Source organism: Luteibacter sp. UNCMF331Sha3.1 (genome assembly GCF_900109915.1).
GTDB lineage: Bacteria > Pseudomonadota > Gammaproteobacteria > Xanthomonadales > Rhodanobacteraceae > Luteibacter.
Genome location: NZ_FOBU01000001.1, coordinates 1,634,151 through 1,657,722, shown reverse-complemented (window position 1 = coordinate 1,657,722; position 23,572 = coordinate 1,634,151). Strand labels below are relative to the sequence as shown.

The 23,572-nt window shown below is 62.6% G+C and carries 15 protein-coding genes and 1 pseudogene; 11 read left to right on the top strand and 5 right to left on the bottom strand.

The features are described 5' to 3' along the window. Nucleotides 1-149 precede the first annotated feature (149 nt). Nucleotides 150-3,632, top strand: a complete 3,483-nt coding sequence (locus BMX32_RS07280; RefSeq protein ID WP_170843587.1) for a hybrid sensor histidine kinase/response regulator — start codon at nt 150-152, stop codon at nt 3,630-3,632. 95 nt (nt 3,633-3,727) lie between these two features. Here BMX32_RS07280 and BMX32_RS07275 read toward each other — a convergent pair whose 3' ends face one another. Together BMX32_RS07275 and acs are read right to left on the bottom strand one after the other, a co-directional pair. After that, nucleotides 3,728-4,393 (bottom strand): response regulator transcription factor, encoded by a 666-nt coding sequence (locus tag BMX32_RS07275; RefSeq protein ID WP_029213684.1) that lies wholly within the window; start codon nt 4,391-4,393, stop codon nt 3,728-3,730. A 3-nt stretch (nt 4,394-4,396) separates the two neighbouring features. Beyond that, nucleotides 4,397-6,337: an acetate--CoA ligase gene (gene acs, locus BMX32_RS07270; RefSeq protein ID WP_089976271.1), complete on the bottom strand. Its 1,941-nt coding sequence runs from the start codon at nt 6,335-6,337 to the stop codon at nt 4,397-4,399. 186 nt (nt 6,338-6,523) lie between these two features. Here acs and BMX32_RS07265 point away from each other — a divergent pair, with 186 nt between their 5' ends. Together BMX32_RS07265 and BMX32_RS07260 are read left to right on the top strand one after the other, a co-directional pair. Further along, the gene (locus tag BMX32_RS07265; protein ID WP_343123850.1) at nt 6,524-7,996 is read left to right on the top strand and encodes a hypothetical protein; all 1,473 of its coding nucleotides are present in this window, start codon (nt 6,524-6,526) and stop codon (nt 7,994-7,996) included. A 12-nt stretch (nt 7,997-8,008) separates the two neighbouring features. Beyond that, nucleotides 8,009-9,673, top strand: a pseudogene (locus BMX32_RS07260) (MFS transporter); the annotation flags it as partial. 141 nt (nt 9,674-9,814) lie between these two features. Here the strand turns inward: BMX32_RS07260 and BMX32_RS07255 are convergent. Continuing rightward, the gene (locus tag BMX32_RS07255) at nt 9,815-10,588 is read right to left on the bottom strand and encodes an alpha/beta fold hydrolase (RefSeq protein ID WP_089976266.1); all 774 of its coding nucleotides are present in this window, start codon (nt 10,586-10,588) and stop codon (nt 9,815-9,817) included. Between the two features lie 136 nt (nt 10,589-10,724). Next, the gene (locus BMX32_RS07250; RefSeq protein WP_170843586.1) at nt 10,725-11,735 is read right to left on the bottom strand and encodes a glycosyltransferase family 9 protein; all 1,011 of its coding nucleotides are present in this window, start codon (nt 11,733-11,735) and stop codon (nt 10,725-10,727) included. A 334-nt stretch (nt 11,736-12,069) separates the two neighbouring features. On the opposite strand from BMX32_RS07250, the gene BMX32_RS07245 reads away from it, so the two are divergent. From BMX32_RS07245 to BMX32_RS07220, 6 genes are all read left to right on the top strand, one after another. Beyond that, nucleotides 12,070-12,726 (top strand): ABC transporter ATP-binding protein, encoded by a 657-nt coding sequence (locus tag BMX32_RS07245; protein ID WP_089976261.1) that lies wholly within the window; start codon nt 12,070-12,072, stop codon nt 12,724-12,726. Further along, nucleotides 12,723-13,517, top strand: coding sequence for an ABC transporter permease (locus BMX32_RS07240; RefSeq protein WP_089976258.1), 795 nt, complete (start codon nt 12,723-12,725; stop codon nt 13,515-13,517). The genes BMX32_RS07245 and BMX32_RS07240 overlap by 4 nt, the downstream gene beginning before the upstream one ends. Nucleotides 13,518-13,678: 161 nt before the next feature. Continuing rightward, nucleotides 13,679-13,918, top strand: a complete 240-nt coding sequence (locus BMX32_RS07235) for a radical SAM family protein (RefSeq protein WP_244511451.1) — start codon at nt 13,679-13,681, stop codon at nt 13,916-13,918. A gap of 145 nt (nt 13,919-14,063) precedes the next feature. Further along, nucleotides 14,064-15,359 (top strand): tyrosine-type recombinase/integrase, encoded by a 1,296-nt coding sequence (locus tag BMX32_RS07230; protein ID WP_089976254.1) that lies wholly within the window; start codon nt 14,064-14,066, stop codon nt 15,357-15,359. Nucleotides 15,360-15,380: 21 nt separating this feature from the next. After that, the gene (locus tag BMX32_RS07225; protein ID WP_089976251.1) at nt 15,381-17,237 is read left to right on the top strand and encodes a hypothetical protein; all 1,857 of its coding nucleotides are present in this window, start codon (nt 15,381-15,383) and stop codon (nt 17,235-17,237) included. Further along, nucleotides 17,234-19,255, top strand: a complete 2,022-nt coding sequence (locus BMX32_RS07220; protein WP_139206691.1) for a hypothetical protein — start codon at nt 17,234-17,236, stop codon at nt 19,253-19,255. Before BMX32_RS07225 ends, BMX32_RS07220 begins: the two co-directional genes overlap by 4 nt. 479 nt (nt 19,256-19,734) lie before the next feature. Here the strand turns inward: BMX32_RS07220 and BMX32_RS19010 are convergent, their stop codons facing one another. After that, nucleotides 19,735-19,959, bottom strand: coding sequence for a helix-turn-helix domain-containing protein (locus BMX32_RS19010; RefSeq protein ID WP_089976243.1), 225 nt, complete (start codon nt 19,957-19,959; stop codon nt 19,735-19,737). 82 nt (nt 19,960-20,041) lie between these two features. Here BMX32_RS19010 and BMX32_RS07205 point away from each other — a divergent pair, with 82 nt between their 5' ends. Together BMX32_RS07205 and BMX32_RS07200 are read left to right on the top strand one after the other, a co-directional pair. Further along, nucleotides 20,042-20,395 carry a hypothetical protein gene (locus BMX32_RS07205; RefSeq protein ID WP_089976240.1) on the top strand — a complete coding sequence of 118 codons (354 nt, stop codon included), beginning with the start codon at nt 20,042-20,044 and terminating at the stop codon, nt 20,393-20,395. 1,794 nt (nt 20,396-22,189) lie between these two features. Beyond that, a complete protein-coding gene (locus tag BMX32_RS07200) occupies nt 22,190-22,753 on the top strand; it encodes a hypothetical protein (protein ID WP_089976237.1) in 564 nt (187 codons plus the stop codon). The last annotated feature ends 819 nt before the right edge of the window (nt 22,754-23,572 follow it).

The following is a 23,572-nucleotide window of genomic DNA, read 5'->3' as shown; positions in this document are numbered from 1 at the left end:
AGGCGGCTGGGTTCTCGACAGAGCCTCCACGATGGCATGGTGGGAGCCAGCCTGCTGGCGAACCCGCGGTAGCGGGCAACCTCGCGAAGGACGCCGACGCCTCCTACCCCCTAGAATGACCCCGAAGCCCAAAGGGGACATACCGACTCGTGATCGCAGGCTGGCTCTTGCTGCTGGTAGCGCTGCTCTACGTGGGCATGCTGTTCGCGATCGCGTATGTCGGCGACCGTCGGCCGCTCTACCCTCGCCAGCCCAGACTCCGCCCGCTCGTCTACAGCCTCGCGCTGGCAGTCTACTGCTCGTCGTGGACGTTCTACGGCGCGGTCGGCACCGCCGCCGTCTCCGGCCTGGCGTACCTGCCGATCTACCTCGGTCCGCTGCTTCTCTTCGTGCTGGGCTTCGGCCTGATCGAACGACTCGTGCTCGTGGCGCGCGAGCGGAACATCACGTCGATCGCCGATTTCATCGCGGCGCGATTCGGTAAGTCGCACGGCCTGGCGGCACTGGTCGCCCTCATCGCCGTCGTGGCGATCATTCCGTATATCGCGCTCCAGTTCAAAGCGGTGGCGATGTCGTTCGCCGTGCTCGGCGCGGGCAACTCCGCCTGGTGGTTCGGCGATACCGCGCTGTGGTGCGCCGCCCTGCTCGCCGTGTTCGCCATCCTCTTCGGCACGCGCACCATCGACGCGACGGAACATCATCACGGCATGATGCTGGCCGTCGCGGTGGAGTCGCTGGTGAAGCTCCTCGCCTTCGTCGCGATCGGCGTCTACGCCTACCTGCATGGACCGGGCCTCGCGGAAACGATCCGCGCGCCCGTGTCGCAGATAGAGCGGGGAAGCATGCCGCCAGGCTTCGTCGCGCAGACCCTGCTCGCGTTCTGCGCGATGTTCTGCCTGCCACGCCAGTTCCAGATCGGCGTCGTCGAATGCGAGGATCCGCGCGATCTCCATCGCGCGCGATGGCTGTTCCCGGTCTACATGATCCTGATCTCGCTCGCGGTCCTGCCCATCGTCAGCGCTGGCATGGGCATCCCGATGGTGCGACAGGGGCACGTCGACGCGTGGGTACTCAATCTGCCCATCGCACGTGGCGACGGCGGTATGGCGTTGCTCGCCTTCGTCGGCGGCTTCTCCGCCGCGACCGGCATGGTGATCGTCGCCGCCGTCGCGCTCGCGACCATGATCAGCAACGATCTCGTGATGCCCACGCTGTTGCGCATCCGTCGCTTCGACCTCGAGCGGCGCGGCGATCTGTCCAACATCGTGCTGCTCGTGCGACGCATCGCCATCGTCGTGCTCGCGGCGCTCGCCTACGTTTACTACCGCATCATCGCCGATGCCGAGAACCTGGCCGCGACCGGCCTCCTCTCGTTCGCCGCGGTCGCACAGTTCGCACCGGCGATCGTGTCGGCACTCTACTGGCGCGGCGCAAGCCGTGTCGGTGTCTATGTCGGACTGCTCGCCGGTTTCCTCGTCTGGGGTTACACGCTCCTCCTTCCCGCCATGACACGCGCCGGGTGGCTGCATGGACGCTGGATCGACGAAGGACCGTTCGGCTTCGGCTGGCTCAAGCCCACCGAACTCTTCCACCTCACTGGATGGGAGCCCGTCACGCACGGCACGTTCTGGTCGCTGCTGTTCAATGTCGGCTGTCTCATCTTCATCTCGCTGCGCTTTCGCCCGAGCGTGGCCGAGCGCCTGCACGCTGCGCTTTTCGTGGACCCGTACGTGCGCAGCGCCACCGGCGCGGGCGACTGGCGCGGCCGCGTCACCGTGCGCGACCTGGGCACCATCGCGGGCCGCATCGTCGGCGACCGTGTGACCGTACGCGCGTTCAACGAATACGGTCAGCGACATGGCGTGACGCTCTCCCCCACCGATTCCGCGGACCGACCGCTCATCCAGTTCACCGAGCGTCTTCTCGCCAGCGCGGTCGGCGCCGCCAGTGCGCGGCGTATCCTGATGGGCGCGCTCTCGGGCACCGGCCTCGATATCGCCGAGGCCATGGCGTTGATGGACGAAGCGTCGCAGGAACTGCGCTTCAACCGCGAGCTGCTGTCGACGACGCTGGAGAACGTGTCCCAGGGCATCAGCGTGGTCGACGGCGACATGCGCCTCGTCGCGTGGAATCGTCGTTACCTTGAACTGTTCGACTATCCGGAAGGCATGGTGTACGTCGGTCTCCCCGTCGCCGACCTCATCCGCTGGAACGCGAAGCATGGCGAATGCGGCCCGGGCGAGGTCGACGAGCACGTCGCGAAACGCATTCGCTACATGCGCGCGGGCTCGCCACACGTGTTCCAGCGCGTGCGACCCGACGGCACGGTGATCGAGATGCGTGGCCGCGCGCTACCCGGCGGGGGCTTCGTCACGACGTTCACGGACGTCACCGCGTACAAGTCCGTCGAACAAGCGCTGATCGACGCGAACGAGACGCTGGAGCAGCGCGTGGAGGATCGGACCGCCGAACTCTCCGACGCGCTCAATGCCACCGCGATCGCGCGTCGCGAAGCCGAAGCGGCGAACGCGTCCAAGACCCGCTTTCTGGCCGCGGCGAGTCACGACCTCTTGCAGCCATTGAACGCGGCGCGCCTGTTCACCTCGGCGCTTCGCCAGCAGCCCGGACTGGACAGCGAGGCGGCGCTGCTCGCCGAACGCATCGACGCTTCGTTCCGTGCCGCGGAAGATCTGCTCGATGCATTGCTCGACGTCTCCCGCCTCGATGCCGGCAGCTATCGACCGGAAGTCATCCCCTTCGCGCTCGCCGATCTCTTCGATTCGCTACGCCAGCAGTTCGCGGTAGTCGCCGAACAGCGCGGGCTGACGCTGCACGTGGTGCCGACGTCGCTCTCCGTCCGCTCCGACGCGCAGCTGCTGCGTCGCATCGTCGCGAACTTCCTTTCCAATGCACTGCGGTACACGCGCGTGGGGGGTGTGGTGCTCGGTGTGCGTCGGCGTGGCGATCAGGTACGCATCGAAGTGTGGGACACGGGACCCGGCATCGCCGACGAACAGCAGGCGCGCATCTTCGGCGAATTCCAGCGCCTGGACCGACCGTCGCCGTGGGGCGAGAAAGGCCTGGGCCTGGGTCTGTCCATCTGCGACCGTCTCGCCGGCATCCTCGAACATCGGCTCTCGCTGCGATCCGACGTCGGCCACGGCAGCTGCTTCAGCATCACCGTGCCGCGCGCGGAGAACGTCGCACGCAAGCGCGCCCCGTCGGTCGTGCGGCCCGGCGGCGAGCAGCTGCCGCTCACGGTGCTCTGCCTCGACAACGACGAGACGATCCTGGAAGGCATGCGCGCACTGCTCGGTCGCTGGGGCGTGGACTGTCGCGTGGCGATCGACGCGGACGCCGCGTTCGAAGTGCTCACCTCGACTCACGTCGACCTGATCCTCGCCGATTATCACCTCGGCGACGGCATCGATGGCCTGGAGGCGTTGCAGCTCCTCGGCGAAAAGCTCGGACACATGCCGCCGGCGGCGATGGTCACCGCCGATGGCAGCACGGAACTGAAGCAGCGCGCACGCATGCTGGGGTATCCGCTATTGCACAAGCCGGTCCGCCCGGCGGCACTGCGCGCGTTGCTGGTGGCGCTGGCGAAGCGGGCGCGCACGCATACGGCATAACGAGAGCACATCATCCTGTGGGAGCGCGCTTGCGCGCGAACGGGTGCTAGCCGCAAGCACCCATTCGCGCGCAAGCGCGCTCCCACGAACAAGCGTCAGATCTCCGCCGCTCCCGGAAAGGCTTCCTTCTCCACATCCAGGTGACTCGCGGCCAGCGCCACCTGCGTGCGATTCGACACACCCAGCTTGCGCATGATGGCCGTCATATGCGCCTTCACCGTCGCCTCCGAGACACCGAGGTCGTATGCGATCTGCTTGTTGAGCAAGCCTTCCGCGATCATGTTCAGCACGCGGAACTGCTGTGGCGTGAGCGACGCGACGCGCGCCGCGACCTCCGCCTCGTCGGCGCGGAGTTCGAGCGTTCCGCCGACCAGCTGGTGCGGAAGCCACACATCGCCATCGAGCACGGTGCGCACCGCCTCGACGATCTGTTCGACCGCCGCCGACTTCGGAATGTACGCGGACGCACCGTGGGCGAGCGCCCGCCGGGCGATCTGGCCTTCCTCATGACCCGACACGACGATCGTCGGCAAGCCCGGGTACTGCCCACGGATGTGCGCGAGCGCCGAATACCCGCGCGCGCCCGGCATGTGCAGATCCATCAGCAGCAGATCGGCCTCCGGCAGCGATTCGATCAGGGCGAAGAGCGCCGGAACGCTGTCCGCGGTATGCACGGTGGCGCCGGGCACCGCCGTCAGCACCGCGCGCTGCAGGGCATCGCGGAACAACGGGTGGTCATCGGCGATCAGGACGTCGGACATGGCTTATTTGATCAGCCGTTCTTCCACGAGATTCTTCACCACGCCCGGGTCCGCGAGCGTGGACACGTCGCCGAGCTGGTCGGGCTGGTTCTCCGCGATCTTGCGCAGGATGCGGCGCATGATCTTGCCCGACCGTGTCTTCGGCAATCCCGGCGCCCACTGCAGGTGATCCGGCGCAGCGATGGGGCCGATCTCCTTGCGCACGCCCGCGATCAGTTCCTTGCACAGCTCCTCGCTGCCGCTCTCCCCCGCGTTGAGGGTGACGAACGCATAGATGCCCTGACCCTTGATGTCGTGGGGGCAGCCGACGACCGCGGCTTCGGCGACCTTCGGATGGGCGACGAGCGCGCTCTCGACTTCGGCCGTGCCGATGCGGTGACCCGAGACGTTGATGACATCGTCGACGCGGCCCGTGATCCAGTAATAACCGTCTTCGTCGCGGCGTGCGCCGTCACCGGTGAAGTAATTGCCCGGATAGGTCTTGAAGTAGGTCTCGACGAAACGCTGGTGGTCGCCGTACACCGTGCGCATCTGGCCCGGCCACGAATCCGTGATGACGAGGTTGCCGCTGCACGCGCCTTCCTGCGGCTTCCCATCCGTATCCACGATGGCGGGCTTGATGCCGAAGAACGGCAGCGTCGCCGAACCCGGCTTCAGGTCGATGGCGCCCGGGAGCGGCGTGATCATGAAGCCACCCGTTTCGGTCTGCCACCAGGTATCGACGACGGGGCAGCGCTCTTCGCCCACCACGCGGTAGTACCAGTTCCAGGCTTCCGGATTGATCGGCTCGCCGACGGTGCCGAGCACGCGCAGCGACTTGCGCGAGGTCTTCTTCACCGGCGCGTCGCCTTCGCGCATCAGCGCGCGGATGGCCGTAGGCGCGGTGTAGAACAGCGTCACCTTGTGCTTGTCCACCACCTGCCAGAAACGGCTGAAATCCGGATAGTTGGGCACGCCATCGAACATGACGACGGTCGAGCCGTTCGCCAGCGGACCGTACACCACGTAGCTGTGCCCCGTGATCCAGCCCACGTCGGCCGTGCACCAGTAGATGTCGTCCTCGCGCAGGTCGAACGCCAGCTCGTGCGTGAGGCTGGTATAGACGAGATAGCCGCCGCTCGTGTGTAGCACGCCCTTGGGCTGGCCCGTCGAACCGGAGGTGTAGAGCGTGAACAACGGATCCTCGGCACCCATCGGCTCGAACGCGCAGTCGGCGGACTGCCCCTCCATCAGCGAGTGGTACCAGCGATCGCGCGGCGACTGGAACTGGATGGCGCCGCCCGTGCGGCGCACGACGATCACCGTCTCGACGCTGTTCGTGTTCGGCCGGCTCAGCGACTCGTCCACGTTGGCCTTCAGCGGAATCTTCTTGCCACCGCGGAGGCCTTCGTCGGCTGTCACGATGAGCTTGGCCTTCGAATCGCCGATGCGGCTGGCCAGCGAGTCCGGCGAGAAGCCACCGAACACCACGGAATGGATCGCGCCGATCCGCGCGCAGGCCAGCATGGCGACCGCGGCCTCGGGAATCATCGGCAGGTAGATCACCACGCGATCGCCCTTGACGATGCCAAGGTTCTTCAGCGTATTGGCGAACTTGCAGACCTCGGTGTGCAGTTCGCGATAGGTCAGCGTGCGCGACTCGCCCGGGTCGTCGCCTTCGAAGATGATGGCGGTCTTGTCGCCGCGCTGCGCCAGATGGCGGTCCAGGCAGTTCGCGGCGACATTGAGCTTGCCGTCCTCGAACCAGCGGATGTGCAGGTCGTCCGGGTCGAACGAGACGTTCTTGATCTTCGTCGGGGGCTCGATCCAGTCCACCCGCTCGCTCATCTCCTTCCAGAAACCTTCCGGATCCTGGACGGAACGCGCGTACATCGACTGGTAGTCGTCTTTCCGGACACGTGCCTTGGCGGCGAAGGCCGGATCGACCGGGTGTAGATCGGACATGCTGGCTCCTGCGATACGTTGCTTCGGCGATACCGAATGGGTGCGTCGGGCTATGGCCGAAGTTTAGCGTCGCGACGCAACATAAAGCTGCGATACCGCTACGACTTTGGTCGAGGTTCGACCTTTGGCGAATGGCACGACCAACGGACGTGTCACATGCTCGACCCGCCAATGGTTGGGGAGACCATGATGAAGACGATCCGATCCGGTGGCCGCAAGGCCATCGCCCTCAGTGTCGCCTGTGCCCTCATGCTGCCGATGGCCGCATTGCCGGACGTGGCCCACGCGCAGTCGAAGTCGAAGAAATCCGCCAGCCGCGAGGCCGAACTCGAATCCCGGGTCAACCAGCTCGAGCAGCAGCTCGCCGAGCTCAAGGCGATGATCCAGGAGCAGAAGGCCGCCACGACGCAGGCCACGGCCACGGCGCAGGCCGCGCAGACGCAGGTACAGCAAACGGATGAGAAGGTGGCCAAGGTCGAGAAGACCGTCGCCGCCGTGCCCGCCAAGCCGACCTTCAGCTCGGCGCCGGGCGTCTCGGTGGCGCTGCATGGCTTCATCAACGTCAGCGGCTTCAAGCAGGACGCCAATTACCAGTACGGCAACGGCCAGAACGCCGAGTACCCGCTACCGGGCCCGACGGGCCGCGCCAACTCCATCACCGGCGTCGACGTGCGCAACACGCGCTTCTGGCTCGACTTCACCGGCGGCAAGTTCAACGAGAGCTGGGCTGGTTCCGGCCGCATCGAGATGGACTTCTTCGGCGGATTCAACGGCACGGGCGCGTACAGCCAGCAGCAGCCAGCGCAGCGCCTGCGCCAGGCGTACATGGACATCACCAACGTCGACACGGGCACCACGTTCCGCATCGGTCAGATGTGGCAGCTGCTGTTCCCGCTCGACTACGTGCCGCAGTCGCTGTCGCACATCGCGTTCCCGCTTGGTTACGGCACCGGCCTGATCGGCTGGCGCTATCCGGGCATCGTGTGGATGCAGGAGCTCAACCACGGCTCCGATGGTGTGAAATGGCGCTTCGACCTCGGTGCCTACGAAGGCAGCTGGAGCGGCCCGGGCCTGACCACCAACTACCTCACCGCCGGCAACGCGGGCTTCAAGCCGCAGATCCAGGCGCGCATCACCGCCAAGGGCAAGAACTGGCAGGTGTTCGCCGCGGGCCATTACAGCCGCGTGGACCTGCATGGTGTCGACGGGGAAACCGTCACGCCGATCAAGAGCGACATCAAGAGCACGGCGGTGGAGGTCGGCGGCATGTGGATGCCCGGCAACTTCATCGTGAAGGGCGCCGTCTACACGGGTAACGCCATCGGCCAGATCTTCGGCGATCTTTCGCAGTTCGGCGACATCAAGGACAAGGGCGGCTGGCTGCAGCTCGGCTACAAGTTCGACAAGCACTGGACGGTGTTCGGTTTCGTCGCCGCCAGCAAGCTCGACGAAGGCGACGTGTTGCGCTGGCGCGCACCGAACACGGCCGGCTTGCTGAAGAACCGCCAGCAGGCGCTGAGCCTGCAGTACAGCGTCGGTGCCTTCGACTTCAGCGGCGAAGTGATCCATTCGAAGCTCAATTCGACGACCACCAACGGTCTCGGCCGCCAGAGGACCTCCGGCAACGAGTACACCCTCAACGCGCTCTACAAGTTCTGACGGAGAGTTTTCATGGCAACCACCGCAGACGGCCTCCGCGCCGACGGCAACATCGGCACGGGCCACCGGCGCGTCATCTTCGCGTCCAGCCTGGGCACGGTGTTCGAATGGTACGACTTCTACCTCTACGGCTCGCTCGCCGCGATCATCGGCAAGCAGTTCTTCACCGGCCTCAACGAGACGAGCCAGTTCATCTTCGCGCTGCTCGCCTTCGCCGCCGGTTTCGCGGTGCGACCGTTCGGCGCGATCGTGTTCGGTCGCGTCGGCGATCTCATCGGACGCAAGTACACGTTCCTCATCACGATCGTGATCATGGGTACCTCGACGTTCCTCGTCGGCGTGCTGCCCGGGTATTCGACGATGGGTGTGCTCGCGCCCGTGTTGCTCATCCTGCTGCGACTGCTGCAGGGCCTCGCGCTGGGCGGTGAATACGGCGGCGCCGCGACCTACGTTGCCGAACATGCACCGCAGGGCAAGCGTGGTCTGTACACCAGCTTCATCCAGATCACGGCGACGTTCGGCCTCTTCCTCTCGCTGCTGGTGATCCTGGGCACGCGCCTGGGCCTTGGCACCGAGGCGTTCGAAGCATGGGGCTGGCGCATTCCGTTCCTGATCTCGGCCGTGCTCGTCGGTGTGTCGGTCTACATCCGCATGCAGTTGCAGGAGTCGCCGGTCTTCAAGCAGATGAAGGCCGAAGGCAAGCAGTCGAAGGCGCCGCTGACGGAGGCCTTCGGCCAGTGGAAGAACCTGAAACTCGTGATCCTCGCGCTCCTCGGCGCCACGGCGGGCCAGGCGGTGGTCTGGTACACGGGCCAGTTCTACTCGCTGTACTTCCTGACGCAGAGCCTGAAGATCGACGGCACGACGGCCAACCTGCTCATCGCCGGCGCGCTGCTCATCGGAACGCCGTTCTTCGTGTTCTTCGGGTGGTTGTCGGACAAGATCGGCCGCAAGACGATCGTGCTCGCAGGCTGCCTGATCGCCGCGCTGACGATGTTCCCGATCTTCAAGGGGCTCACCCACTTCGGCAATCCCGCCGTCGAAGCGGCCGCGGCATCGTCCCCGGTCGTCGTCACCGCGGATCCGAATGCGTGCTCGTTCCAGTTCGATCCGGTGGGCAAGAAGACCTTCACCAGCTCGTGCGACGTCGCCAAGAGCGTGCTGGCCAAGAAGGGCATCCCGTACACCAATGCCGACGCACCGGCTGGTGCGCTCGCGACGGTGAAGATCGGCGACGAGATCATCGACTCGTTCGAGGGCGGTCAGCTCGACAAGGCGACGTTCACGGCTCAGAACAAGGCATTCACGGCGAAGGTCGCCGCGCAGGTGAAGGCGGCGGGTTATCCCGAAAAGGCCGACCCCTCGCAGGCGAACTATCCGATGCTGGTGCTGCTCCTCGCGATCCTCGTGCTGTACGTCACCATGGTCTATGGCCCGATCGCGGCATGGCTGGTGGAGATGTTCCCCACGCGCATCCGCTATACGTCGATGAGCCTTCCGTACCACATCGGCAATGGCTGGTTCGGCGGCTTCGTTCCGACCATCGGCTTCATGCTCGTGGCGTGGAAGGGCGACATCTATTACGGGCTCTGGTATCCGGTGATCGTAGCGGTCATGACGTTCCTCGTCGGCCTCTTCTTCCTGAAAGAGACGAAAGACGTCCCGATCCAGGACTGAAAGAAAGGGGGCGGACGATACGATCGTCCGCCCCCTTCGTCGTCACGGCCTCGGTCCACGTGGGTGCGATCACCTCGCCAGCCCGAACATACGAGCGACCAGGGGTCTCCGCACGCACCGAACGCCCCGGGGAATCGATGCTTACTTCGCTTCGGCCGCCGCTTCGATGATCTTCGCCACCTGGTCCGGATGCGAGATCATCACGACGTGCGATGCGCCGTCGACCACGACGGTCTGCTTCGACTTCGCGCGTTCCGCCATGAACTTCATCGACGCGGGCGGGATGTTCTTGTCCTTCGAGCCGTAGATGTGCCACGACGGGATGTGCTTCCAAGCGGCGGCCGTTTCCTTTTCGTTGAGCGCCGCCTCCGTGATGGGCCGCTGTTCGGCGGCCATGATCACGGCCTCCTTGCGCGGCACGTCGCCCGCAAACTGTTCCGGGAACTTGTCCTGGGCGACCAGGAGATCCTTGTTGCCGTCCGACAGCGGGATCGGCGGCGCGAGCGTCGGGCCCAGGGTGCTGCCCGGGAACTTGCCCGAAAGCGAAGCCGAGGACTCACCGATCTCCGGCGAGAACGCCGCAACGTAGACCAGCGACTTGATGTTCGCCACGCCTTCGGCGGCCTCGCTGATGACCGCACCACCGTACGAGTGACCGACCAGGACGACCGGGCCGCTGATGCTCTTGACCACGTCCGCGACGTAGGCGGCGTCGGTTTTCACACTGCGCAGCGGGTTGGCGGGCGCGACGACGGCGTAACCGTCCTTCTGCAGCTGCTGGACGACGCCATTCCAGCTGGAACCGTCCGCGAATGCGCCGTGGACCAGGACGATGGTCGGCTTGTCGGCGGCGAACGCGGCCGGGCTCACGGCCATCGCGGCGACGAGCGCGGCACGGAGAAGGGAACGAGACATGGGTGGACCTCCTTGGTTTGGGTTGGGAACACCCCGAATTGGACCATTCGGTCCGCGTCCTGCCTTGTCCGCTTCGGTGGTAAATGGGACGAAGCAGCGCCGATCGTGACCCGTGTCGCAGAATCCGGGCACGACCTCAGTCGCTGTGACGGCGGCGAAGGATGTGTCCCGCTGCACGATGAGCCACCGTCGCGGCACCGTCGTCTCCCGTCCAGAGCGCGGTGTTGCCAGGGCCGTAGGGGGCGTAACGGGATGGATCGGTCTTCGCGAACAGGCCGATCGTCTGCGCCGTCGTGGCGGCGGCCAGGTGCATGACTCCGCAGTCCGCGCTCACGTAAAGGCCGGCCGCGTCGATGAAGGACGCCAGTTTGCGCGGGTCACTGGTGAAATACGTCGGATACAGGTTGCCGACGCGGGACGCTCCATCGGCCGCGACGAGTTCGACGATACGAAACGGCCCGGCGGCGCGATCCAGTTCCGCAAGGAACGTCGTCCACCACGTCTGGTCGTAGCGCTTGGCACCGGTCGCGTTCGGAAAGATGGCCAGGACGCGGGCGTCGCTCGTCGCCTGCACCTTCAGAACGCGATTCAGGGTGGCGCGGCCACTGGCACGCTCGGTCTCCGACAGGCGCAGGTCGAGCGAGGGAACCGTCGTCCCCATTGGAACACCGAGCGCGCGTCGCAACGCGTGCACCGGTCGCGCGGCCAGATGCATGGGTGCGCCATGGGCCGTCGACCCGACGCCGACGCGAAAGCGCGCACGGACCATCGCCGTCACCAGGCGCCCCGACGAGGAGCCCGACGCCGCATCGATGACGAGGTCGTATCGTTTCGTGCGCAACGCGCCAAGGGTTCGCCACGTGGCCCACGGATGACGAATGGCCCGACGGTCGAGCGCGTAGATCTCCCCCATCGCGGCATAGGCGCCATACACGCTCGACGCTGCGGGGCCGGCACTCAGGACGTCGACCTCCGCCCCTGGATACCATCGCTCGAGTTCGGCGATGAGCGGTGTCGTCAGGACGGTGTTACCGAGGCGGTGATTGGGGCGGCACACCAGTACACGCTGGATTCCCGTGTGCGGGAGCGTACCCTCGCTCACCTCGTTCGGGGCGGATGGGAAGACCTTGCCGATCAGCCACGCCACGATCCTGCGCCGGAGCTGCTGGACACGATGATGGTTCGGCTGGCGTGTGGCGGTCGCGACAGAGGGACGCGCAGTGACGTGTGCTTTCGACATGGCTCTTCAACGGTCGACCGGATGGCCCGGGAGTACGCGTACGATGCCGCCGTAACCTTAGGGTAAGCTGTCGACGAGATACCGCCCGCGCTCTCCGTTCAGAGTCGGGCAAGATTGCAAACCACGAAAGCATGTCGCGCATGGCACTATTCCGCCGCGCCAACGGCCCGTTCACCTCGACGCAAGGAAGAGCTAAGGCAGACGGTTCACTATGGAAGAAGCCGCCTCTGGAAACGCATGCATGTCGCTCTCCAGCTCTCTGTCGTCTCCTTCGCCGCGAAGCCGATACGAGAGGGCACAGGGACTGATCGTCGAGGAGCTGAGTGGCGCGCGGATTGGCCCGGTGTCGTTCGCTCTTGCTCCGGGTGGTTGTGTGGCGTTGATGGGACCCTCTGGCGCCGGGAAGACATTGCTCCTGCGCCAGGTGGTGGATCTCGACCCCGGAAGCGGCCATGTCGTGCTGGACGGAAAGGCGCGCGAGACCTACGCCGCACCGGAGTGGCGCCGCCGCGTCATGCTCGTTCCCGCCGTGTCGGGTTGGTGGGCATCCACGGTCGCCGCGCATTTTCCGGACGAGGCGCTCGCCGAAGCATCGCGCCTCTGCGTCGCCATGCGGTTGCCGGAAGACATCCTCGAGCGGAACATCGTCGGGCTCTCCACCGGCGAGCGTCAACGCCTGGCCCTGGTGCGGGCACTCGTGGCAAAACCCGACGTCCTCCTCCTCGACGAGCCGACCAGCGGCCTGGACGCCGATGCCGCGCTGGCTGTGGAAGGCTGCCTGAAAGACGTCCAGCGCGGAGGTACGGCGATGCTGATCGTCACCCACGATCCGGTGCAGGCCGCGCGGCTCGCCAGCACGATCCATCGAATCGAAGACGGAACCCTCCGAACGGCATGAACGCGCTGCCGCTCCACGCAGGCGATATCGCCATAGCCGCCGTCGTCGTGGTGCTGGACGCCATGCTGTCCATCATGATGCGGCTGCAGATGCATCGGGCCCTGGCGATCGCGTCGTTGCGGATGGTCGTGCAGCTCGTCGCGCTGGGGTTCATCCTGCGCACTGTGTTCGCCGTGGACGCCGCGTGGCTGACCGCGACGCTGGTGCTCGCCATGACCCTGGCCGCGGCACGCGAAGCCGCGGCGCGACCAAGGCAGCGCCTGCATCGCGGCCATTTCGTCGCCAGCCTGACCAGCGTCGCCGCACCCTCCCTTCTCACCTGCCTGTTCGCGCTCGTCTGCCTGCTGCCCGCCGGCGCCGGCTGGCCACCGCAGTTCGTCATTCCCGTCGTGGGCATTCTTCTTGGCAACGTGCTCAACGCCGTAAGCATCGGCATGACCGGCGTGCTCGAATCCGTGACGCAGGACGCGCCCGCGATCGAGGCTCGTCTGCTGCTGGGACATACGTTTCGCACGGCGACCGGCGAGCTTCAACGACGTGCCGTGCGCCGTGCGATGGTGCCGCTCGTCAATCAGATGAGCGCGGCTGGCATCATCACGATGCCAGGCATCATGACCGGCCAGGTGCTTGCGGGCATGGATCCGCTGCAGGCCGCGACCTACCAGATCGTGCTGATGTTGCTCCTGGCCGGCGGCAGCGGGCTGGCCGCCATCCTCTCGGTGCGCCTCGTACTGGGCCGGCTGACCGACGAGCGTCAGCGCCTTCGGCTCGACCGGCTGAGTGACGGTTAAAAGAGAACCCGGATGCACGGCTATGCAGCCGACGCACCGGGGTGTCCCTCCGCGCGCCGCACGATACAAATGGCCGTCCCGTCTTCCGCTCGATCCCTATTCGTATCGCGACATCTGAGACCGTCGTGACGTACATTTGTACGATGTCCGACGCCATCCCCATGACCCGCCTCCACAAAGGCCGCGGTGCCGCCTCCAATCCCGAAGGCCGGTTCGAGCCGACGCGTCACCAGACCGAGGACGATGGCTGGCACCGCGAAGACGACGACCGTCGGCCCGTCACCGAGGTGCGCGAGGAACTCGCCCGCAGCGTCATCACCCGCAACGACTCACCGGATATCGGATTCGACCACGCCACGAACCCCTATCGCGGGTGCGAACACGGTATGACCTTCCTTTGAGTGTTCACCCTCGCAGCGTTGGCACACCTAGCTTAGGCGCTGCATTTACTGAACACTGAAGGCGTACTGCCTACCGAGACTGAACACTTGAAGTTCTGCTCTCTCGACATCCAGAATTGCGACCCTTCACGAATAGGGATTCGCAGTGGAACCGACATTCCAGGAAGTCCAGGCAGGGATTGCCTGGACTGCGTTCACCGATGCGATGACGGGTGACCTACGAGCGCGTGCGGTACGTCAGTTGCCGGACGGATTGCCTTTCCTCGTTTCGATGAAGACTCAAGATGTGGTGGAGGCGGCACTCGCATTCGTCGACCAAAGATACGTCGTGCGTGGCCTACCTAGTCGGCCAACGAGGCTTAGGCACAGTTCCAACACTCGCGAGGCCTGCGTCCGCGACCTGAAGGACTTTTACGATTTCATGGACGCCGTGCGTGTGAAGCCTGGCGAACTTACACCGGCTCACATCGAGTCGTATGCGAGCAGCATGTTCCGCGCCTCCCCGGCTACAGGAAAGCCCTACTCGCGTAACACGATTGTTCGTCGAATGCAGAATATTCGGGCTTTCGTGTTATGGCTGCAGCAAGACGGGCGACTTGCATGCCGCTTCCCGGTGGAGGACCTTGTTATAGGGCGTCGGACGGTGTCCTCTATAGTCGCCGGACGCACGTACGGTCAGCACGAGCGGGACGACACCATCAATTTCATGACCTTCGACGAAGCCCGTGCAATTCTTTCGGCGCTTGGGCCGCTTCCGTCAGCGCATGCGGCGAGTCCGCGTAACGCCAGCTCGAGATTTCGCCTAGCGGCCGAGATTGTTCTGAACACGGGGCTGAGGCGCGCCGAGGTAGCCGGCTTGCTGATGGCCGAACTCGCACCCGCACTGCAACGCACGCGCGGGGACGACTATGTATTGATTCCGGTCCGTCTGCTCGGGAAGGGGCGCGTGTGGCGCCGCGTTCTCTTTCCCAGTTGGCTCCTCAAGGAAATTCAGCAATATATCGAAGGCGAGCGTCATCTGGCCCTCGAATCGCGACATGCCCGCGCAACTTTTGGCTGCGAAACACTGATCGTCAATCCGGCTAGCTCGCGCACACGCCCAGGCCTCCCGACCAATCCTGCATCAATCTGGCAGGCGTATCGAAAGGCGCAGCCGAAACTCAAGATGGAAGGCCGCATCGATCGGACGTTCCGATTTCACGATCTGCGGCACACCTACGCCATCTGGACTTGGATAGAGCGCAAACGCGCAGGCGATCGAGACCCGGTCAAATATATTCAAAGTCAGCTGGGTCACACGAGCCGCGAGACCACCGAGACCATCTATCTAAAAGCCGTAACTCTATTCGAGGCTCAGATCTATGGACGTGCATACCAGAAGTTGGAGCACGAGGTTGCCATGCGAACGAGCGAAAGTCATAACGCATTGTGCGACATATGAATACTGGCATGGCGAAAAAACATGGCTAAATTAGGCGAATCGAAGAGGCGCTTCGACTCCATCTCGGTGTCGCCAAATACGAACGGGCGTCCGGCGCTGAGAACTGAGGACGGCCGTCTCGAGTTTCTGGCGTCGGCAACAGACCGTGAAGGCGAACTCTGGATTGATTGCTCGTTTCTTCTCGAACTTAAGACACTTTGGGAGGACGCAGCTAAGGTTCTCTCGCACCTTGCCACCGGCTATCGGATCGCCACCTATACGGGTTGGATGACCAATCTTAAGCACGGGATCGTGCGTTTCGCGCGCGAAACAAGTAGCGCTGGCACGCTTGCCGTGAGTGACCTCAATACACAATGGATAAACCGGTACATCGACGAAAGCCTAAGTAGAACGGCTCCCGACGGAACCTATGTTCTCGGATACAACACGCGATTCCATCGATTGAGCATTCTGAAGAAACTGTTGGACGGGATGCGTGAATTAGGCATGCCGTTGCCAACTGATAGCGAGGTGCGTGAGAACCCTTGGCCAGGAGCGGCACGTGGCGAGGTCAGGCCTCAGCGCGAAGAGAAGTCCCGAGACGAAACGCTGGACTTCTACGTCCACTGCAGGCAATCCGTCGCTGCCACAATGAAGTTCGTTGAGGGTCTTTGGGAAGACGAGCGACTCGCCGAACAGTATTTGCAAGATGGCTCACTTAGCGCCGTTCAGCGAGAACGCGCGGTGGCCGGGTTGATTGTGCGCGAGGCGAAGATGAAGTTCGGTGCTGCGCTTCCGGAGCGGCAACATCTCCAGGTAAAGCACCCAACCGAATTCCGCCGAATTCAGGCCTACGGCTACCGCCGAATGATCCGAAACTTTGGTCCTTACGCAGCAGACCTTTGTGCGTTCGTCTACCACCTAGCCCACGCCACAGGTATCAATCTCCAGGCGCTTGTCGATTTTGACGCCAGTGAAGTTCAGCACTACAGACGCGTCGGCGGGGACATGGTACATGTCGCCACGGTAAAACAGCGAGCCAAGGTCGTTAAGACTGGGAGCGGATCCCCGATTGAGAAAAGGTACCCCGTCGATGACGATCCGACGAGTCCTGGAAACGTCTTCATTTTCCTTCTTCGGTGGACTTCCTACCTTCGCGAAAACAGCGATCATCCATATACCCGCTACCTTTTCTGTTTCATTGGGCGAAACCGAGCGGACCCGAGCGAGCTCGACACGTACGCAATGGTGAAAAAGCGCGGCGGCAGAACAGAGTTCGAACGGCACATGACGCATTTCTGTCAAGACGGCGGCTTTCGCTGGACAGGGCTGCGAGAGATACGCGGTGACGTGGCCGATCTGGTTGATGAAGATTCCTCTGGCGATACCGCACTGACCGGTACGTTTCTGGATCACAAGAGTTTGAACACGACGCGTACTCACTACCAGAAGGGCGAAACCTTGCAGCGGCGGCAACGTCAGTTTGGTCATGCCATGGAACGCCACCAACGCTGGGCTATAAGCAATGGGCGCGTGGAACCTCGAGACATGCCTGAGGGGTATGACGCGACTGCTGCCACGGACGGGTTTCGATGTGTCGACCCCTATGCGAGCCCGATTGCGGGCCAACGCGAGGGACGATTGTGCACCGCCTTTGCGGAATGTCCTGGTTGCCCGATGGCCATGATCGACCTCAACGATACTCGCGCGGCGGCCCGATGCGGTCAGCTTGCCGAGCGCTTCCTCCAACTGCGACCGACGATGGGCGACGCAGCGTTCCATGCCCGTTGGGGCAACGCCTACGAGGCACTTATAAAGGTGTGGCTGCCTGCATTCCCGGAACCTGTGTTTACCGCCGGTGCACAACGCTTGCTTCCTTCTCTTCCGGTGATCGAATGACCTACGAAGCGCATGCGCATCTAGCCTCAGACCTCAGAGGGCCTGATAGTCCAACCGGTTGGTTTCGCTTTGACGATACAGAGTGGCGTATCGCCGACCGACCGCCAGCACGCCATCCCAAAGCGTTGACGTTCGACTGGGATATCGCCGTGACGGCCGATGGATCGCTGCTTGATCCGCTCTACGCCGCCCTTCTATACCACCTGAAAATGCTCATCTGGACGATGATCTACGACCCCCGGGGTGGCAAACCAATCGCTGGCACTGCACTGGGCGGGATGATGGGTATGATCGAGAGCGGTGCCAGATGGATGGTTGCTGAGGGAATGACTGACTTCACTCAGATGGACGATGAGGCGTCCGAGCGATTCTTGATTCATTTCCTTGAAACGCACGAGACACATTTCGGTGAGCGCACGCGTCCACGGCAGATCACGTACGCTTCGGCGTGTCGACGCCTGGCCTTTGTCCGGTACGTCTTTCGGCAGCGTGCCGCCTTGCAGGCGTATGGCATTCTTGTGCCAGCGTCTGCGCCATTTCGTGGCGAAGGGATCGAAAGCGTCGTAAAACACCGATTGGACCTCCATCGCGGCGAGAAACTTCAGCCGCTGTCGGACGAAGTCGCGCTACTCCTTATGACCAATGCGTTCACCTGGATCACTGATCGAGCTGACGACATTATCCGTCTTCAGGAATCCATATGCGGCGATGCCCCAGATCCCTGTGCAAGTCAGTACGCGATTTCCCGTTTTTATGAGCGAAGCCGCGAGGCGATCGATGATTTTGCTTTCACCACCGATGAGCGGACCGGTCGCCCATGGTTCGACGGTGCAGCTTACGTGCGCGCGTACCGCGACGGGCGCACCTTCAATATCGAGGGCCGCCAGATAGTACGTCGATTGGTCACAAGCCTTCAGGCCGCATGTGTGATCACCCTGCAATCTTGCGCCGGTCTACGCGCTGCGGAACTCGATGGACTGCGGGATACCGCCGGTCCTGACACCGACCTTCCGTCCTGCGTGCACATTCGTACGTCCCGCGACGGGATGATGGAGCACTTCTATGTGCGTAGCGCAGAACTGAAGGTCCATAAGCGAGAAGCCGAGTGGCTTGTCGGTAGCCGTATCGCCGGCGGTCCCGAGCTGCCACCTCCAGTGCGCGCGTTGGCCGTGCTTCATCGGCTATATGCGCGTTGGCGCGACCTAGCGGGAAGCCCGAATCTCATCCTGACCTTCAGCAGTGCGCGTGGCTTCCCGCGAGTCTCTGAGTCGATTGGCTTTGCAACCGCCGACTATCTAAGCAACCTACAGAAGCAATTCCTCGTCGACCATTGTGATGTCAATCAGCTAGATTCGGCAGACATTGCCCGCTTCCACGAGAACGATGAGCTTCGTGGCCATCTTTGGAGGACAACGTTCGCTACATTCGTGTATCGAATTGACCACCGTCTGATTGAAGCGATATCGCGCCATTACAAACACATGCAAGTGGCAATGACGGAGCGCCGCTATATAGGAAACGATGCTTCTCTCGTGTCATCGCTTGATGCAGCTTCTGTCCAAAGCACGGCTCGTTTCTTTCGAGAAGTCACAAACGGCGAAATTGCCGTGGCCGGACCACTTGTGCGCGAGATCCTCGAATTCCCAATTGCCGAAGGTGACGAAGAAGACTTCGAAGTAGCGGTTGTTAACGAGGATATTCGGCTAATCGACCTAGAGTATGGGCACTGCGGGATCTCACTGAATCCTAGGAAGTCACGGTGTAACACAATGGCCCAGACGCAGTCATGGGCGAAGCGGTCACCTAACATGGCGTTCCAGAGCCCATCAACGTGCAGTGGATGCCCGCTATTCGTAGCTTCAACCCGCCACCTTCCTTATTGGGAGAAGCGTCTGAACATGCTGCAAACGAGCGCGGCTGAGTACGTAGCTGCTGGTGAGCGGTCGCCGACGGTCCTGCGCAAGCGCTTGGCTATTGCAAAGCGGATGGTGCGATCACTCGGAAATAAGGCGAAGTGACCAGCGCGGAGGAGGATTTTCGCGCGGCTCTGCAACGACTGGTTGCAGGTGAGCCGACCCATCCTGAATTGTTGCGCCGCCACGGGACGAACAAGCTGAAAATCTCGTACGCGGTGGTCGCGCTAGAGGCTGGACGAAGCCGAACCCTCATCGGCCACAAGGGGTGCGCCCTGCCGAGGGTGCGCGAAGAGATACGCACGATTATAGAGCGGGGCCCTTCCGCGACCCAGGCACGTACCATGCTGCGAGCCGCAGTGATGCGGGTGACGTCGCTGCAGCAGCAGCTGGCAATGTGCCACAGCATCAATGCTGTGTTGCAGTTAGAAGTTACCCGATTGCGCGCCGAGCTCGAAGCGACGCGTTTGCGTCCTATGCCAGGGCGCCGGTAGAACCCGAAACCTCTGGTCCGTGGTGGCGAACTGCATTGTGAACTGGGATTGCCGCGCGCTAGCTCGACGGCATGTCCGGCGAGGAAGGAGCTAGATTTTCGCTTGGTCTAGAAGATCAGCCGCGGTCGTTCCCAAGCCCTTTGCAATTCTGCGAAGGGTCAGGATCGTAACGTTTATCTCGCCGCGTTCAATTTTGCTGTATTGCGCGCGATGCATCGAAATCGAATCAGCAAAGCTCTCCTGGCTAACCCCCATCGCTGTCCGGAGCTGGAGGATTGCTTTGCTTAGCCTAGCTAGTGTTTTGACCTCGTCCATGTCGACGAGGCTAGAATTCCGCTACTTTTAAGACTACGCCCTTAGATGTAGTCTATATATATGTAGAAACGGAGTCCGCACGATGCCCGTCTACCTGATTGCTCAGGGCTTTGACCTCAGTTTGGAGCTGGATCTCGCCCCTCCGCTCGCCGTAGCGTTACAGCTTCAGTGCGAGCGCCTTGGATCGAAGGACGTCAGGGAAGCCTTTTCGCGGCGTATCTCGGACGAGTTTAATCGGCTGCTCCTTGATCTAATCGACTGGGATTTGAAAGAGCCGACGGCCGCCCAGATGGCCTACGCGATCGAGTTGGCTAGGTTTCGCCAAGAGACCGTACCCATTCCTGCTCTTCGGTCGAGGGGGGCGATGCAGAGCTACATCGAGAGCCGGCTGCCGCATTGTCGGGAGACGGCAGACCCCGCAGGTCCGGCACGATGATCTTCGGACCCTCAATTTTCGTTAGTTTCTATCATCGGTTTGTCCGCAGCGGGACACGGTGTGGACGAATTGGTAGCGGACCGCTGAGCGATGTCATTGAAAGCGTCGAAGAGCCGGGGCTATGCGTTGTCAGTTCCCTGGGTTCGCCTTCGGGGGAGCTTACCGCTCGCCTGGGCCGCGCTGGCTTCGACCCGGTCACGGGAGCCTTAGAACAGATTCCGCTTCCGCCTTTGGACGCCAATGGCGCCCCTCTGTGGCTGTTCTGGCGCGGGAATCAATTCACGTCAATGGCGGTTACAACGCTCCTAGACCACTCCGGGTGGGCTAGGGAGGGAAAGGCTGTTTGGGTCGAACTTCGCCAAGGGGAGGGGCGTGTGCTGCCGTCGGAGACAGACGCGCGGCTGCTGCTAGAGGCTGCTTGGACCAATACCTGGCCCGACGGTCCCCTCGTTGTACGGTTCGAAGGAACGCCACACGACCTCCTTCGATGGAACGAGGTAGACAGGGGCAAGTCCGCCTCTGGCGCCGACCTACGCGATACCAATTGACCATCAGCTCTGGCTGGTTGACAAGTGCATCTGGGGCCTAGGTTAGCGGCACGCGCGAGGCTCGAAATGGACACCCAAACTAGAACTTCTCAGCCTCGGGCTTCCACCACCCATGGGTTGAAAATCCGGCGTAGGTTCCGGCTATGTCGGGGTCGCAACGCGATAGATCGGCCTAACGTCCAGCCGCACGATGCCTGATCCAACCCCAGGAGCCACTACCAAAAGTGGCGCGGTTTAGCCTCGAATTCCGAAAGTCGCTTTGAGACGACGGGGCGCCAGGCCGGGGACGACGGCTGGATGCGCGAGGACAATTCATGCCGACCAGAGACCAAACCGCTAGCGGAGCTCGCGAGAACAGTTGTGCCTTGGAACGACTCTTCTGTCTTAGGCTTCGAGCGCGCGTTCCTCCCTAGGTTCGCTTGGATAGGGGCCTGAAGGGATGAGCAGCTCAAGACACAATCTAATCGGCCGATAGCCTTCGTAATAGGAATCGGAAGCCAAGGAATCAAGCGATGGACTTGTACGAGAACACCGTAATTGGAACGCTCCTTTATGGACTGGGTGTCGAGATAGGAACACGGCTGGGCGATGGACCCCTCGCGAGCGCGGTTAGCCTTCTGCAGCAAACGCCCCTAGATAAGTCCCTCGCGGACGTTCTCCTGCAATCTCCGTCGATGGTCAGGCTAATCGAATTCAAGCGTTCGGGTAACGCTGACCCCAAAGAGGCAAAAAAACGTAGATCGCTCGAGGTCGCCTTGAAGGCGGAGCCTGACGTGGCACGACTGCAAACGGTAGGTCTAAAGGTGCATTGGTTGGTCGAGTCGTCACCGCGCCCTCAGTCAATACCGACGATCACCGCATCGCCGTATCTAGGCGGGCCCGGACGAGCACTTAATCTTCAGCAGCTCTGCGAGGAACTGGCTGTATCAATGGTAGACCCACGTGCTCTCCCGACGTCTGCCGACTGTGCCGCCTACCTGCAGGTGGTTTATAAGGCCCTTGGTCCTCTGACGAGACGGACCGGTGGAGGCGGCGGCGGGGCGGTCGTACTTTCATTTCGAGGTGGGAACCTCAGCTTCGAGCACCTGCCCGACATTTCTGACTTCTTCCGTGTCCGACACGAAATCGAGACCTTTCAAGCCTCTCTAAATCAGGCGATCGACCGCGCTAGGCTTGAGCAAGATGCACGTATCACAAAGGACATTCAGCGACACGCAAGACGATACGACGGACCGGAGCTCGGGTGATGGCAGACATTCCAGATAGATACATCCAGAACAGTTACGCGGCACTGATGAACCTGATCGACCTCGTCGAGGCAGAGCGTCAAGATCTAGACGCGTTGCGAAAAATGGTTGAGGCCGCCGTGACAGATTTGCAAGCGGCCAAGCATGACGTAGTTGACGCTGCACTAAATGCTGCGAAATCAGCGATCGCTACCGAGGTACAGCGGGTCGATAAAGAAGTCGCCAAACCCGTACGTCAGGCGCTGACTTCGGCGAAGAATGCGGGGACGACGCTTAGCGATCTGAAACACGCGGCGAGGGCCTATTCGAAGGTTATTAGGCGTTCGATATTCGCCATAGGTGGTTTCGCCATAGCAAGTATGCTCGCTACTGGTGTTCTGACAGTCCTATACATTGCGCCGTTCTCACGCACGAGCGTGGATGTCGCGTCACTCGTCCTCCGGGGGAAGATCTCGGGATGTGTCGATTCCAAGAATATATGTTTCCTGCTGCCTCAAAGTCCACGCGTGATAAAGGACGCCGCGGGTAGGCAAGTTCTGATGCTCGACAACGACAGTGAATAGCCGTGTCTGGGACGCAGTCCGAGGAGGCAACAAGCCCAGAGCGGTTATCGCAAAATTACAAGACCGTCGTGTGGTTATTTGCCTTGAGCGCCAATGCATGTGGTCCCATCCCGTTCCGCAAACGGTGATCGAAGCGCGCCTCGACCAACATGGACACGATCACCGGCGTTCTTGAGGCGACGGATTTGTCCGCTCGACCGTCGTAGTCGCAGCGTCCGGTGGCCAAAGAGGAGCCGCCGTTTCCGCGGCAGACGGTCACCTGCCGCTGAGAAGTATGAAGATGGGCATTGCGATCGCCGTCATTTCCTGACCAATGTCAGGCGCGGAACTGAGCAGAGGCATCTCGACACGATTGTGGTTGTGGTTCTTCGATTGAGCAGTTTCGAACGTTCTTCGCTTTAACGTCGTCATGCCCTGACGCATGCTGCGGCAATTCTTGATGGGGTCGAAGCCTAGGCCGTCAAGCGTGCTGGCAGCGCGAGCACAGCCTCGCCGTAGCCGAGTATCGGCCCGGATTCGGCCGGCTGAGCAGGACAGGAACGCGGAGCGTCGCTTCAACGGTACAGTACATGCTTGCTACCCACCTTGGTTGATCACCAAGCGGGCGCGAAGCGTGCTTCGTCCACTTCGCGCGCGAGGGCGGCCTCGTCCATCGCCCACCGGGTTGCACGCGAAATCGGAAACGTTCGGGCCTAGCCTTTGCCTACTCCGGAGAGTAGACGCTGCGCCGAGTTGCGGCACGAACCGCGAGCAACGCAATCGCCGTCCACACTACCGAGGCCGGTGCGGCATATCGTCGACCGCCCTATGACCACGACC